Source organism: Pararhizobium sp. PWRC1-1, from assembly GCF_049897905.1.
GTDB lineage: Bacteria > Pseudomonadota > Alphaproteobacteria > Rhizobiales > Rhizobiaceae > Pararhizobium.
In genome coordinates this window covers 103,476-117,722 of the sequence record NZ_JAFCXE010000015.1, presented here as the reverse complement: position 1 = coordinate 117,722, position 14,247 = coordinate 103,476, and the positions used below count along the sequence as shown (strand labels likewise).

General features: G+C 58.6%; 16 protein-coding genes. 1 reads left to right on the top strand and 15 read right to left on the bottom strand.

All coding sequences use genetic code 11. The annotated features are described in order from the left end of the window. Window position 1: 1 nt before the first annotated feature. The 3 genes from ACP7E0_RS22175 to ACP7E0_RS22165 all read right to left on the bottom strand — a co-directional run bounded on the left by ACP7E0_RS22175 (window position 2) and on the right by ACP7E0_RS22165 (window position 3,093). The gene (locus ACP7E0_RS22175) at window positions 2-1,357 is read right to left on the bottom strand and encodes an amidohydrolase family protein (RefSeq protein WP_426127866.1); all 1,356 of its coding nucleotides are present in this window, start codon (window positions 1,355-1,357) and stop codon (window positions 2-4) included. 36 nt (window positions 1,358-1,393) lie between these two features. Next, window positions 1,394-2,221: a winged helix-turn-helix transcriptional regulator gene (locus tag ACP7E0_RS22170; protein WP_426127864.1), complete on the bottom strand. Its 828-nt coding sequence runs from the start codon at window positions 2,219-2,221 to the stop codon at window positions 1,394-1,396. 158 nt (window positions 2,222-2,379) lie between these two features. Continuing rightward, entirely contained in the window at window positions 2,380-3,093 is a 714-nt protein-coding gene (locus ACP7E0_RS22165) for an autoinducer binding domain-containing protein (RefSeq protein WP_426127862.1), read from the bottom strand. Window positions 3,094-3,318: 225 nt separating this feature from the next. On the opposite strand from ACP7E0_RS22165, the gene ACP7E0_RS22160 reads away from it, so the two are divergent. Beyond that, window positions 3,319-3,654, top strand: a complete 336-nt coding sequence (locus ACP7E0_RS22160) for a transcriptional repressor TraM (protein ID WP_426127861.1) — start codon at window positions 3,319-3,321, stop codon at window positions 3,652-3,654. Here the strand turns inward: ACP7E0_RS22160 and ACP7E0_RS22155 are convergent. From ACP7E0_RS22155 to trbB, 12 genes are all read right to left on the bottom strand, one after another. Next, window positions 3,646-4,350, bottom strand: a complete 705-nt coding sequence (locus ACP7E0_RS22155) for an autoinducer binding domain-containing protein (RefSeq protein WP_426127860.1) — start codon at window positions 4,348-4,350, stop codon at window positions 3,646-3,648. The genes ACP7E0_RS22160 and ACP7E0_RS22155 overlap by 9 nt on opposite strands. Before the next feature lie 351 nt (window positions 4,351-4,701). Beyond that, window positions 4,702-6,012, bottom strand: a complete 1,311-nt coding sequence (gene trbI / locus ACP7E0_RS22150; RefSeq protein ID WP_426127858.1) for an IncP-type conjugal transfer protein TrbI — start codon at window positions 6,010-6,012, stop codon at window positions 4,702-4,704. A 15-nt stretch (window positions 6,013-6,027) separates the two neighbouring features. After that, on the bottom strand, window positions 6,028-6,462 hold the full coding sequence (trbH, locus tag ACP7E0_RS22145; protein ID WP_426127856.1) for a conjugal transfer protein TrbH: 435 nt from the start codon (window positions 6,460-6,462) through the stop codon (window positions 6,028-6,030). 2 nt (window positions 6,463-6,464) lie between these two features. After that, complete coding sequence (trbG, locus tag ACP7E0_RS22140; protein WP_426127855.1) at window positions 6,465-7,310, bottom strand: P-type conjugative transfer protein TrbG; 846 nt, start codon at window positions 7,308-7,310, stop codon at window positions 6,465-6,467. 17 nt (window positions 7,311-7,327) lie between these two features. After that, a complete protein-coding gene (locus tag ACP7E0_RS22135; RefSeq protein WP_426127853.1) occupies window positions 7,328-7,990 on the bottom strand; it encodes a conjugal transfer protein TrbF in 663 nt (220 codons plus the stop codon). A gap of 18 nt (window positions 7,991-8,008) precedes the next feature. Next, window positions 8,009-9,193: a P-type conjugative transfer protein TrbL gene (gene trbL / locus ACP7E0_RS22130; protein ID WP_426127851.1), complete on the bottom strand. Its 1,185-nt coding sequence runs from the start codon at window positions 9,191-9,193 to the stop codon at window positions 8,009-8,011. Further along, window positions 9,187-9,375: an entry exclusion protein TrbK gene (gene trbK, locus ACP7E0_RS22125; RefSeq protein ID WP_426127849.1), complete on the bottom strand. Its 189-nt coding sequence runs from the start codon at window positions 9,373-9,375 to the stop codon at window positions 9,187-9,189. The genes trbL and trbK overlap by 7 nt, the downstream gene beginning before the upstream one ends. 5 nt (window positions 9,376-9,380) lie before the next feature. After that, on the bottom strand, window positions 9,381-10,175 hold the full coding sequence (gene trbJ, locus ACP7E0_RS22120) for a P-type conjugative transfer protein TrbJ (protein WP_426127847.1): 795 nt from the start codon (window positions 10,173-10,175) through the stop codon (window positions 9,381-9,383). After that, complete coding sequence (locus tag ACP7E0_RS22115; protein ID WP_426127845.1) at window positions 10,147-12,600, bottom strand: conjugal transfer protein TrbE; 2,454 nt, start codon at window positions 12,598-12,600, stop codon at window positions 10,147-10,149. Before ACP7E0_RS22115 ends, trbJ begins: the two co-directional genes overlap by 29 nt. Window positions 12,601-12,610: 10 nt before the next feature. After that, window positions 12,611-12,910: a conjugal transfer protein TrbD gene (locus ACP7E0_RS22110; protein ID WP_426127844.1), complete on the bottom strand. Its 300-nt coding sequence runs from the start codon at window positions 12,908-12,910 to the stop codon at window positions 12,611-12,613. 3 nt (window positions 12,911-12,913) lie between these two features. Then, window positions 12,914-13,288, bottom strand: coding sequence for a TrbC/VirB2 family protein (locus tag ACP7E0_RS22105; protein ID WP_426127842.1), 375 nt, complete (start codon window positions 13,286-13,288; stop codon window positions 12,914-12,916). Next, entirely contained in the window at window positions 13,278-14,246 is a 969-nt protein-coding gene (gene trbB, locus ACP7E0_RS22100) for a P-type conjugative transfer ATPase TrbB (RefSeq protein ID WP_426127840.1), read from the bottom strand. Before trbB ends, ACP7E0_RS22105 begins: the two co-directional genes overlap by 11 nt. Window position 14,247 lies beyond the last annotated feature (1 nt).

Here is a 14,247-nt window from a genome sequence, read left to right as displayed (position 1 = left end):
GTCACAGAATTCGCCCATTAAGTACGACCGGTCGGCCAGCAATAAACACGTCCCTTACCCTGCTCAGGTTAGCACTATCGGCGACAACGATGTCGGCCCTCTTTCCTATCTCGATGAGCCCTCGATCCCCAGCCAGTTGCGGGAAAATCCGCGCCACATTTCCTGTCGCAAGCGCGACCGCCGCCGGCGCGTTGAGTTGTTTCTTGCGAACGATCCGGTGAATGGCCTCTAAAATCCCATCCCAATGCCCGCCGGCGAAGTCGGTCGATATTGTATCCACGAGACCCGATTCAATCAGTGCATCGAAATTGGTCACATCGTTTCGCCACCGCGTTGTGATGCAATCAAGCGTCGAAACGTCGATCACGGCACCCCGATCCCTGAGCTTCCCCGCGACTTCGACGGCCTCACCCGGCAGGAAACTTGGATGGTTGGAGTGTCCGGCAACGATCCGGGCATTGGGGTACCTTTCGGCCAAGTCTATAAGAGTGCGCGCCGTCGGCGCGGCATTGTGAAATACCGCCGGATATCCGACCCGGGCAGACTCGCGGGCGATTTCCTCGAATCCAGCCAGTGCTGTCGAGACAGACGGCATCACGCTGTTGAAAACGATGGCCCGGATCTCCTCCGCTTGCACCATCCCTGCCAAGCCGCAGTTGTTCAACTCGGCTTCGAGTTCTTCGTCCGATACCCCGTCTGCAGGTTCGAGATAACGGCCAAGGATCGCATTCTTCAATCGCCGCGCCACGGCCGGAAGGACTGTGATGCCGGTCTGGCGCTTGATCGCTTCGGGGATAAACCTGTACTCCTGCGCGCCGCCGCCAAGTGTCTGGCCACCGCCGACTTCGCCGAGAGCCTTTGCCCCCTGCGACAGCAATTGATCAGTCGTTGCCTGGAGGTGGCGTGAGGACAGCCCGGCGCCATCAACGGCAAGGGCTGCCTGTATGTTGTTTTCTGTGTGTGCCGTGGACACGTGAATGTCCATCGGATGCGCCACTGCAGCCTCATGGTCGATCTCGTCGGGGAAAGCGAGGCCACAGACATTGAGAAGGGTGGTGGTGCCCTGGAGGAGGTGCCGGTTGCGATTGTAGGCGACCGCGCTGTCATCCAATGCAGCAGAGCCGCTCGGCATGGAGGGTCCACAGATGCAGCCATGGGCGTGGGCGTTGATGATCCCCGGAATGATCGTGCATCCCGAAGCGTCGATGAAATCGGCGCCGCCGTCCAGACGCCGGTGGAGACGACAAGACAGGTCGATGTCCCGTATCTCGCCGCCGCTCACAAGCACGTCGGCTCGCGGAAACACCGTCGTTCCGTCGCCTGTGATGACACAACCGTCCTGAAGCAAGATGTCCATATTGTTCTCTCCGATTGGCTATGTTTCGACGACCGGTTACGTCGAGGTCCCATTTGAATCTCCGAGATTCTCTGCAAGCACATTGTCCTCCAGGGCGTAGCCAATTGACCGCACCGTTCGGATCAGATCCGGAGACCCGTTCGAACTCAACGCCTTGCGCAGCCGCCCGATGTGGACATTGACGGTACGCGGCTCCACGTGAATATTTCGCGGCCAGGCGTTGGCGATCAGGTCTCTTCGCCCGCATACCTGCCCGCAATTGCGCATGAGGTGCTGCAGAAGCTTGAATTCGATTGGTCCGAGGTGAATGTCCAGGCCATTTCGGTCGACGCGGTGCGTCTCAAGATTCATCACGATTCCGGCAAAGAAAAGCGATGTTTCGCTTTTCATTGTCTTGAAATAGTGGCCGCTGCGTCGTGCGCGGGTGCGCAGAAATTCAAGCAGCCTGGACGGAGCGATCGGCCGGATGAAACTCTCGTCGATACCGGCTTTCAGCAAATCGACATACTGGCTTTGAGCCTCTGGCCTTATCAAGGCAATCGTGCAGATCCTCGCCGTACGTGGATCGTTCTTTAACCGGGCACACGCCGATGCGGCCGAAAACGAACCGCTCCAGGCGTCAAGCAGGATGGCAAAGGGGTCGCATTCAGCACCGAGGTGGACGATCTCCTCGAGGCCTTTGCCGAAAACCGTATCGAACCCGTCGGCCTCCAGGATATGTTCCAGAAGCAGAAAGTAGTCCGAATCTGCCGAACCGATAAGGATCAGTGGTCGCACGATAGTCGTCCTCGCAGCTACGACCGAAATGCTGATGGGTTTTCGCGGGCTTGAATTTCGATGATCTTTATTCAGGCCGCCGCGCAACCTAGGCAAGTCCCGACGGTATAGGACGCGTCCTCATGGGATCAAGCGGATGCGGGGCGAAGCGGATCGCAATTGTGCGGTGGATGTTGAAGGCCCCACGTAACACCTGTTCGGTCTTTCGTCCGGTCGGAGCCCCGGTCGCTTCTCGTCACCGAGGGCTAGATCAGATTAAGCCGCGTTGCGATTGCAACGGCCTGGATGAGGCTGACGGCGCCCAGTTTGTCACGCGCATTGTCAAGATATGAGCGTGCAGAACTGTATTTGATGCCAAGGAGCGTCGCAGCGTCGCGCATCGACTTCCCTTCTGCAGCCCATCGAAGGCAGATGGCTTCTTGCGGTGCCAGCCTGACGATGTTCGAAGCACTGGAACGCGGTCGTCGCAACGTTACGAATGCGTGGGTGAAGGTTGCGGCCGTTATTGCCGACACATGATCCAACCGCACGTGAGACCCCAGGCTCGGGTCTTTGGATGCGAAGGTGAGGAACGACACGTGGCCGAACCCTGCGGGAATGGCTATGGTCGTCCCCGAGCATATTCCGAACTCATTGGCCTCGCGCGCAAGCCCGCGCCGTTGCTTTAGGCGAAATTGCCGATCTTCCAGGGACCACGTGTATGGAGCCATTGTTCGCCTGGCGATCTCGATGACAGGGTCGACGCTTTGATAGGATTTCTGGAGGTACCGATCCTGCCATTCCTTTGGATAGTTCGACAGGGCGAAGCTGCTCTTGAAGCTGATGTTAATATAGGCATACAGGTCGTACCCAAGACTATGAGTCAGGGTTTGTAACGAACGCTTGAAGTGCTTTTCCTGCGTGACGAGGCTGACAGCATCGATGAAACGATCGAGATTTTTCCAGGGGTCGACGGGCATTTTTTACAAATTCCTGCTGCGATGGTTCCAATGCGGCTGCCATCAACCTGGCAGAGGGACCGTTCTCGGCTCGTTCATGTCGGCAAACGATGCCAGATGGACTATTTCCGACGTCGGCGATTTCAGCCGCCGGCAATGCCAGGAAATCCCTTTCAAGCGCTCTTTTGTTGACCCTCCGCGGAAAATATTGCATGGAACGGGCCATAGACACTCACGTGGGCACCCATGACTGACAAGAACGCAGCCGGCGGCACGAGCTCCAGTAAAATCATGTTGCGGCCGGTGATCGGTCTCGTGGAAGGCCTTGATCCGTCTCAACTCAAAGAGATCACGATTGATGCGATCCTCAAGCACCGGATCCTTCGTGACGAGGCGTGTGCGTTGTTTTTGGAGCTGCAGAAACTCGAAAGCGCGCAGGCGCGGCCGCAGGAAGTGAGTTTCGCCGAACGGGGCTATATTGCTGCGATGATTGCAGTCCATGCCCACCAGACAGCACTTTCCACTTTGCTGGATGTTCTCGGCTACATTCCCGAGGTTCCCACTCGACAGCTTTCAAATTAGGTTCAGTTTCGTCGCAACCGCTGTCGCCTGTTGAATGCTGAGGACATCGAGTTTCTTGCGAGCCTGTTTGATGTGAAAGCACACATTGTTGTATTTCATGCCCTCCAGGACCGCGATGTCTTCCAGGGTCTTGCCCTCTGCCGACCATTTCAGACAAATCCTTTCCTCGGGTTTCAAGACGATGAGACGGTGTCCAATCGTCGGTGTTGCGGATTGCTGGCTGAATTTCGCGTGGACCTGGGCAACGGAGGCGGCAGCGAGGACAGGGTCGAAGCCTTCTTCCGAATAGCGCTCCAGTTTGTTGGAGGCCAAGGTCAACATCGCGACATTTCCAAAGCCGGACAAAACCGGGATCGAGACCCCGGACCGAATTCCAAAATCGCGGGCTTCAGAATAGAATTGTCGGGTCTCTTTCGAGAGGTTCCGGCTTTGGTTTTCCGTCCAACTGAAAGCCCGCATCTTTCGCTTTGCCGTTGTCACCACCGGATCGACCGTCGCATAAAGTCGCGACAGATAACGCTCCTGCCATTCGGGCGGGTAGTTCGAAATCGCATAGGTCTCATTAGGGCGAAGGTTCAGATAGGCGTAACAGTCGAAACCGAGCTCATTGGTGAGGGTTTGAAGGGCGGCCTTGAGAGAGAGTTCATTCGACGCAATCACACACGCGTCAATCAGCTTTTCGAACCACCGATCCAATTCCGAGCTCCTTTCGATGCCGTTTCCGTCCGCGATAGGCTTTCGCGAAAATCTCCCTCAGAAGTCATCTCACGATCATTGGACTTTGATGGAGAGACAATGAGACGGTCAGATGTATCGCTGTGCGCAGCAATCGATAGCTGTCACAAATCTGTCGTGCAACCCCCTATGATTTAGAACCATTCGAAGCTGTAATTGATATCAATCCCCAATGAATGGGCGTTCAAAACTATCAATTTGATTTTGCGTGAGAAGTCTACATCTGCGAAAAAGTGCAACTTCTAATATGCCATCTCCTTTTCCACCTAACTTTTTTGTGATCTGGCTTTGCCATGCCATCAGGGCCGCCTTTTACCCTGCCTTGTAAGGCGGGAAGACGATGTCCTGGTCGACAAGAACATTGAATTTGTATCCGGGGCGAATCTCCAGAGTGGGCTGAACGTCGAGGTTCCTGTTGATCGTGCGTTCGACCGCCCGCCCGAATGTCTCGGCGAAATTGCGCCGCGCAGCATCAGACGCTGTATCCTGCATCGCCAGCGTAGAGCTATCGGGAACGGACATATCGATGCCGGTTCCGATGATGGCAAGAAGGGCCGCTGAACCGAAGGTTCGCAGATAATGCCGATTGACCTTGTCCGCGAAACCCCCATAGCCTTGTGCGTCGGTCCCGGCCATGCCACCGATCTGCAGCGTCGACCCGTTCGGGAAAATGATGTCAGTCCAGACGACAAGGACACGCGACTGACCGAAAGAAACGTCCGAGTCGTAGCGGCCGAACAGTTTCGTTCCCTGTGGGATGAGGAGCCTGTGACCGGTGGCGCTGTCGAAGACATTCTGGCTCACTTGGGCCGTGATGCGTCCGGGTAGATCGGAATTGATCCCAGTGATGAGGGTAGCTGGGATGACCGAACCGCGCTTCAGCTCAAAAGGGGATACTTGAGGGACGACGCTATTGGGAAGATAGCCCAGGTCCTTGATGTCCTTGTTGAAAAAATCGGCTTTCTTTATCTGACCATTGGGATCCATGTTCTGTCCCCCGAATCCAGCCTGCATTGCCGCAGAATAGAGATCGGCGGCACTCCGAGACGCCGGTCCCTGCCCCGCATTGGCAGTGGCTAGCGTGTCGGAACCGGCGCTCCCGGCATCGGCATCTCGGACGTCGACTGTGAGAGGCGAATCCAATGCGGCGCTTCTCGCCTGCAATCTTGCCATCTGCTGACGGTGCTGCTCCCGCAGATACTGTTCCTTCTGCCCGCGCTCGAGGCGGGCCAGCCATTCTTCTTCCGGCTCAAGGCGGCTCTCTTTCTCGATACGTTGATCCGATCTTGCGACAGTCGGCTGGATCTCGTCCCGATCCGTGCGCGTTTGCACGACAGGTGCCGGCTGGAAGACCTGCGTTTGCGCAGGCTCCCCGATGATCGCGTCGGAGACGCCGCGTTTCAGCTGGTCGGCATAGGTCGAGGCGGGCGTGTTCGACGCGGCATCGACGCCCGGGTCGCCACGGAAGTACAGGCCGCGTGACGACAGCCCGTAGATGATCACCGCGAAGAAGAGGACGACGAGGATGATGACGATGATGATCGGCAGGCGGTTGATCCGCCGAATGCTCCGCTGTTGCTCGTCCTGGGAGGATGTTCCGCCCAGCTGCAAGGATTGCACCATGGTGTCCGCCCTCCCCTAGTTGCGCTGCATGACCGACAGTGGACTGGCAGGCACGGCGCCGGCCGCTGTCGTGCTATAAGCCCGCGCGAGTTCGACCTTCCCGGTCGAAAGCCGTGCGAGGGTTTGTCCCTCGAAGTCGTCGACCACGTAGGCCAGCTCGATCGACGACTTTTTGTCATCGGTCTTTTGATCCGTGGCAACGGCATAACCCCAGCCCTTGAGAGCTGCTGCCAGCGCCTGCCCTGATGGTGACGCGTCTTCCTTCAGAACAATTGTGCCTGTTCCGGGTCCCACCTGTTCCGTAAACCGGCTGACCATGTCTCCGGCAATGGCGCTCGATGCAGCAGCTGTGAGCTCGGGTGGGGCGACGCTCGCCGGCAGGCCGTCAGCGCCAGTCTGGCAAGCGGACAGCGCCGTCGCGATTAGGGCAATCATGAACGGCCTTCGCATGATCACCCTCCCCTGCGAATGCTGATTTTTTCTTTTCGCCAGCCGACACCGGAGACAAGAACCGCGCGGTCCACATTGTAGTCGACCACCATCATGTTGTTCTTCATGCGATAGTTGACGACCCGGTTCTGACCCCCGGAGACGACGAAAAGTACCGGCGCATCCTGTCCGGAAATCGAGCGTGGAAATTGGATGTAGGTTTTTTGACCGTCGGAATAGACCCGGGTCGGCCGCCACGATGCGCGACCACTGACCGAATACGAGAAATTCAACCCCTCTGCCGGAACGCCGGCACCCGGTATCGTGCTTGCCTCCAGCCGGGCATTGACGTCGGCCAGCTTCGCCGAGACATCCTCCGGATACTCGAAGCCAACGCGGGCCATATACTGGCTGGGATGCGACTTGAGCTGGATATGATAGGTGCGTCGGGAGGTCGTGACGACCATCGACGTGACGAGACCCGGTTCGGACGGCTTGACGATCAGGTGGATCGCCTGGCCGCCTGCGGCACCCGATGTGGCCGGTTCCACCTTCCATCGAACCGTGTCGCCGACAAGGACGTCGCGGACAACCTCGCCACCCTGCAGCTCGATGTCGCAGACCTGCAAAGGCGAGCACACCACCGATGGCTGGATTTCTCCAAACAGAAAGATCACTTTTCCGTCCGCCCCTTTGGTCACAAGGCCGGCGCTGCCGCGCCATTTGCCGGAAATACCAGTGCCCTTGGCTTCGTTGGACGTCATGTTTTGCGCGAAAACCGTTCCGCTCGACAATAAAGCGGCTGCGATGAGTAGGGCGCATGGGGCGCGGCCACCACCTGCCCAAACCAAATTAAATGTATTCTTCATGTGGTGCTTCGGGCTCCTCAAAGCTGTGCCGTCCAGTCAAAGTCTCGAAGGTAAAGACCGATTGGATTGAGGCGGATGACGCTTTCGTCCTGCGGTGCCGTCAGTGTGACAGTCGCGATCCCGCGGAATCGCCGCAGACCCGTCTCTTTGCCTTTGCGGTCACGTTCGAACTCGGTCCAGTCGATCTGATAGGACTGGTTCGACAGGGCGACGATGTTGTTGACCTCGATTGCGATCGTCGCGTTTTTTGCCTTCTCGAACGGCGAGTTTCCGCGGAACCAGGCGTTCACCTTTTCGGTCGAGGGATCCGACGTGCGCAAAAGCGCATAGGTCCGATCGATATATTGCTTCTGCACCACGGCATCCGGGCTGACAGACCGGAAGCTCGTCACGAAACTGCCAAGCGTGGCACGCACGACGCGCGGGTCGGCATACTCGATCTGTTGAGGAAAACCCGAACTGACCGAGGTGCCCAGCTTGTCGACCTCGACGATGTAGGGGACGAGCTTCACTTGCGAGCTCTGAAAAAGTGCGTAGGAAAAACCGATGACCGCCATGATGAGGCTGGTCATGCCCATGATCCGCCAGGCTGCCGCGGCCTTCACATAGGAGCCGTATCGTTCGTTCCATTCCTGCCGGGCGGCAAGGTACGGATTGTCAGGCGGATGTCGCACTGCCATTCGTCAAATCCCTCTATGTCATTTGTTGTCGTCGCGATGCGGCGAAGGTGCTTTTCTTGAGCCGGCACCGGAGGCCTGATCCAACTTTGCGTTCGCAAGGCCCATGATCGATCCCGCATAGGCGCCAGGAGAGCCGATCGCCTTTTCCTTGGCGGCAGATCCAGCTGCCTTACCGGTTGCCCAGCCGCCGGATGTCACACCCTTCAACGCGGAACCAACCGCCGAGGAGCCGGCCGCACGCGCGGTGCTGGCAGCGACCATGCCTGCCGCCGCTCCACCGGCAGCCAGGAAGCCTACGCCGGCCGCAAACGAGGCAGCCTGCCCGCCGTGGCGGATTGCCTCCATGCCGCCGCTAACGGAGGCGCCCTGGACGACACCTTGCATAATGTTTGGCACATACATGGCGACAATGAACACCACGACGGAGATGCCAGCGATTGCGAGTGAGGTGATGAACTGTTCCTCATCTGCCGTCGGAGCTGTCGCCAGTCCCAGAAGGACGTCCGAACCGATCCGGGCGATCATCACCAACGCCATGAGTTTCATGCCGACCGAAAACGCGTAGACGAGATATCGAACGGCAAAGTCCTTCGTGAAAGATGAGCCGCCAAGACCAAGCATGATCATACCAGCCAGAAGCCCAACATACATCTCGACCATGACGGCAACGAAAATCGCCGCGACGAGAGAAAATGCGATGACGACTACCACCATTGCGAAGACCGCCGCGATGGCTAAAGCATTGTCTTCAAACAATCCGAATTGGGCTTGTTTCGACATCTGGGCAGCCACACGAATACCGGCATCGAAGACAGCAGAAGGGGACGCGGTTCCACCACCAGCTCCAATCTGGAAAAGACTGTCCACCACCGCCTTTGCAAAGGCCGGTCCGCGATCGAGGATGAAAGCAAAGAGGCCGACGAACATGATCCGGCGAACCAATTCGGCAAACCAGCTGTCTAAAGAGGCAGCTTGAATTGCGAGCCAAACGGCCGCGATGCCGATTTCAATCCCAGCCAGGATCCAAAACAGCGATCGTGCCGCTTCCATCACGGTCGTTTCCCAACCACGCGCGGCGGTGACGACCTGGTTTTCCAGTTCGGTCAGGACCTGCCCCTGCTGCGCAAGCGCCGTCGACGCGACAAATATCAGTAGCGCCGCTAGCAATGTCGAGCGGTACAAGAGGTGGAAGTTGATTACCATCGCGGCCGCATCTCCTGCCCCACAAGCGGTTTCTCCTCGGGGGCTTTGAAGAACTTTTCCCGATGGTGGCGCTGGTCTTCCCTCAAAGCATCGGCGGCAGCGTCGCTGGGGGGCGTCACAAACCAATAGGTCGCCGCGGACGTGAGGCTGATGGCGCCGATGACCAGAATGATGGTCGTCAAGCGGCTCACCAGCGCGGCTCCATCTTCTGGCCTTCGGGAATGGCTTTGACGTCAGCGGCGAAAAACTTCTCACGCCGCGCTTGCGCCAGATCCTTGTCCGTCTGTTCTGACTGGTACCAGGTCCCCATCATTGTCATTTGCTGGGAGACGAGACCGCGGAGCTTCTGCATCTGGGCGACCTGCTGGGCGGCAATCTGATGGCCGACCTGCAACGCCTTCATCTGGCCGTCGGATGTCTCGGACATCGATCGGAGCGAACCCATGGTGGCTTCCTCGCTTGAAAACTGATCGGCGGTGAGGTTGGCCGCCCTCAATGTTCCGGCAATAGTATCGCGATTGGTGTCGGACCAGCTCTGGTAGCTTGACGAGAAGGTTTCGCCGTTTGGCAGGTTCGATTTCAGGTCGGCAAAGCTCTGGAAGCGCTGATTCAACACGTCGTCGGCGTTGCCCATGGAGAAGGCGATCCCCTCCCCTTGCGACACAACGCTCTGCAGCTTCTTCAGATCACCCTCAACCTGACCCCAGATTTGGTTTGGAAGCTGCGCGGTGTTCTGCAGCATGTTGTCGTAGATTTTCAGCTGGTTCTGGATTTGCTCGGCCAGTTGACTGATCTGGGTGAGCTGGTTTTCGACCTGAACACCGGACTTTTCCAGGAGATTGATCAACTCGGCATTGTTGGCGAGCTGTGTGAACTCCGTCGCTTCGCCGGTCGCGCTGCCTGCCACGGATATGCCGGGGAGCAAGGCCGCCAGCAGTGCCGCTGCGACCAGTTTAGTCTTGTGTGAGAAGGGATGCGGCATCGTCAATTCCTCTCGTCTGGAGCCAATGGATGGGCCATTCAGGACCGTGTTCGGATTGAAGGGTGCGAATGCGCTTGAGATCCTCTTTGCCGGTTGCTCCAACGAAGGAGAGCGTCAGCGGACCGAGTGCCATGTCGAACAGGCGCCGGCCTTCCGGCGAGGCGACGTAATATTCCCGCTTTGGGATGGCGGTTGCGATGATCTCGATTTGGCGCTCGTTGAAGCCGATCCGCTCATAGAATTCCCGCGTGCCCGGCTCTCGTGCGGCGCCATTCGGCAAGCAGATTCTCGTCGGGCAGCTTTCCTTCAGCACGTCGATGATGCCGGAACGCTCGGCGTCGGAGATGGACTGCGTTGCCAACAGCACTGCGCAATTGGCCTTGCGCAGCACTTTCAACCATTCCCTGATCTTGTCGCGAAACACTGGATGGCCAAGCATCAGCCAGGCCTCGTCGAGGATGATCAGGCTCGGCGCGCCGGTGAGCCGTTTTTCGATCCTCCGGAAGAGATAGGTGAGGACGGGGACGAGATTGCGCTCGCCCATGTTCATCAGTTGCTCGATCTCGAATGTCTGGAACAACCCGAGCGACAGCCCGTCCGTCTCTGCATCGAGCAATTGGCCCATCGGTCCATCAATTGTGTAATGGTGCAGTGCGTCCTTGATCTCGCGAAGCTGCACGCCACTGACGAAATCGGACATCGAGCGGCCGGGCGCGCTTGCCATCAGGCCGATTTGCCGGGAGATTGCATTGCGTTGGTCCGGGGTGATGGTGACGCCCTGTAAAGCCACGAGGGTCTCTATCCATTCCGATGCCCAGGCCCGGTCTCCGTCCGTCGCGAGCTCCGAGAGCGGGCAGAATGCCAAGTCCCTCCCCTCACCGTCCCCGGCGCCGACGTCATAGTGATCGCCGCCGGCTGCAAGTGTCAGCGGCAGCATCGACTGTCCCTTGTCGAAGGCAAAGATCTGTGCGTTTTCGTAACGGCGAAATTGTGCCGCGATCAGCGCCAGCAGGGTCGACTTGCCGGACCCCGTCGGGCCGAACACCAGCGTGTGACCGACGTCGTCGACATGCAGGTTCAACCTGAAGGGTGTGGAGCCGGAAGCGACCTGCATCAGCGGCGGAGATGCCGGCGGATAGAACGGACATGGCGCGTTTGGGCTTCCCGACCAGACCGAGTTCAGCGGCACGAGGTCGGACAGGTTGCGGGTGTTGATCAATGGCTCACGGACATTGCAGTACCAATTGCCGGGCAGGCTACCGAGATAGGCGTCCGTGGCATTGAGGGTCTCGATGCGTGCGCCGAAACCTTCCGCCTGGATCAGACGACGGATTGCCTCGGTCTTCTCTTTCAGACGTTCGCTGTCCTCGTCGAACAGCACCACGACCGGTGTGTAGTAGCCATAGGCGACGAGTTGAGAGGACGCCTCTGCGATCGCGTCCTCGGTTTCGGCAACCATCGTCATGGCATCCTGGTCGATCGACCGGCTCTGCGTCTGGAAGAGCTGATCGAAGAACGGCCGGACCTTCTGCTGCCACTTCTTGCGCGTGCGCTCGAGGCGTGCCTTCGCTTCCTCGGCGTCGAGGAAGATGAACCGGGATGACCAGCGGTAGGTCATCGGCATCAGATCGAGACTGCCCAGAATGCCAGGCCAGCTTTCTGCCGGCAGGCCATCGATGGCGACAACGGCAAGGAACTTGTTATCGATCGTCGGCGTCACGCCGTGCTGCAGCTCGGCGGTTGCGACCCAGTCAAGGTACATCGGAATATCCGGCAGTCGGATTGGATGGTTGTCACTGGTGATGCAGAAGCGGATGAACTGCATGAGTTCATCATAGCGCGCAACCCTCGTGCCGCCCCGCTCTCGCGTCTCTCGCGTGGCCATGCGCCGGATGGAGATCGTGTTGGCGAGATATTGCTCGACTTCCCGGATTGCGTTCCTGAAGACAAACAGCACCGTATCCGCATAGGACTGCGTCCGGCTCGTCTCATCGGAATAGATGTATTTGCTGAGGCTGGAGCGGCGTTGCTCGGTCGGACGGTAGGTCAGGATAATGGCATGGCGACTTTCGAAGTGGCCCTGCTCACGTTCGAAGTGGGTCCGTCGCTCAAGATCGATGGCGCGGGTCACTGGATCTGGGAAATGCGATGCGCTGGCCGACGTATAATCGACCGTTGATACCCGCACCGCCTCGACCTGGATCATCCATCCCGATCCCAACCGGGAGAGGATGGTGTTGATCTGGCGTGAAACCTCGTTGCGTTCGAGATCGGTCGAACTTTCGGAGTCAGGGCCGGCGAAGTACCAGCCGGCCATCAGCGAGCCATCCTTGAGAAGGATGATGCCATTGTCAACAAGCCCGGCATAGGGCACCAGATCCGCAAAGGATGGCCCAGATTGCCTGAAGGCGCGAAGTGCGACCATCAAAGTCTCCTCAATATCTGCGCCATGGGGTGGAGGTCGCCCGATAGGTGGGCTTGTAGGAGATGTGCCGGATGTAGACCCGGCGCAACATCGGGTCGGCCTTGGCCATCATCCGCAAAGCAGCCACGACAACGATCCACACGGTAATGCCAAACAGCGCCGAGGAGACGGTGAGCACCACGAAGATCAGGATGATGGCCGCAAGCCCGGTGATCAGCACCAGTTCACGATCTGCGCCCATCAACAGGTTGGGTCGCGACAGCGCCCGGTGGATGCGATTGCGCTGCAGGCGGGGAACTGTGTCAGCCATGTTCTACCTCCCCTCCCCTCCCCTCTCCGAGAAAAAATTTGGCGCGGGTTCCGTGACAGATCCGATGGACGCGCCCGTTGCTCCGAACAGGCCGACGATCTGCGTTGCACCGAGCAGGATGCCGGCGACGAGGACGACGTACATGAGACGTCGCGCGAAATCATTGAGCTCGCCGCCGAAGATCAACATTCCGCCGGCGATCGCGACGGCCGCCAGAGCGATGAAGCCAGCCACCGGTCCCGTGATCGACTCCTGGATCTGCTGGAGCGGTCCCTCCCACGGAAGGCCGCCCCCCGAACTTGCCAATGCCGGTGATACCGACGCCACAATCCACAGGAGCACGATGCCAACGATCTTGGGTGCCGTGTTATGCTGCATTTTGTTCTGCCTCCTGGGCGTAGGATTGGATCTGGTATTGGCCAGCACTGAATCGCTCGACATGAAGGATGTCGGTTACCCGCCGTCCCTTCCCCGTTCGCTCGATCGAGATGATTAGATCCACTGCGTCGCCGATCACGGCCTGCATCGGCTGTTGGCTGACTTCGGCCGTCAGCTGCTCGAGGCGCTGCAACGCTGATCGCGCGGAGTTGGAATGAATGGTGGTCACCCCACCTGGATGGCCGGTGTTCCACGCTTTCAGGAGGGTCAAGGCCGCGCCATCCCGCACCTCGCCAACGATGATGCGATCCGGTCTCAACCGCATCGTGCTCTTGAGCAGCTTGGCCATATCAACGGTATCGCTGGTACGCAGCGCCACGGCGTTATCTGCAGCGCATTGGATCTCGGCTGTGTCTTCGAGGATGACAAGCCGGTCTTCAGGGGCTGATTCCACGATTTGGGCAATCACCGCATTCGCAAGCGTCGTCTTTCCCGAACCGGTTCCGCCGGACACGACGATATTGAGCCGTGAGGTGATCGCATTTCGAATGACGGAGGCTTGATGGGGCGTCATCACCTTTTTGCTGACGTAGTCATCGAGCGGTATGAGCCGGGACGCCCGGCGTCGGATGGTGAAGGATGGGGCGGAAACGATAGGCGGAAGAAGCCCCTCGAAGCGGTGCCCTCCAATCGGGATTTCTCCAGAAACGATCGGCCTGTCATCATCGACCACGGAATTGAGGACATGCGCCACGCTCCCAATGACGATCTCGGCAGCACCTCTGCTCATCTCGCCCGCGGGGGCCATACCGTGCCCCAGTCGCTCGATGTAGAGCCTGCCATCAGGATTGAGCATGATCTCAACGACCGTTGGATCATCGAGCGCAACGCACAGCCTCTCCCCGAGGGCGTCCTGGAGTTTACGAACCAGCCGCGGAAGTGAGAGTAAATGGGGCATG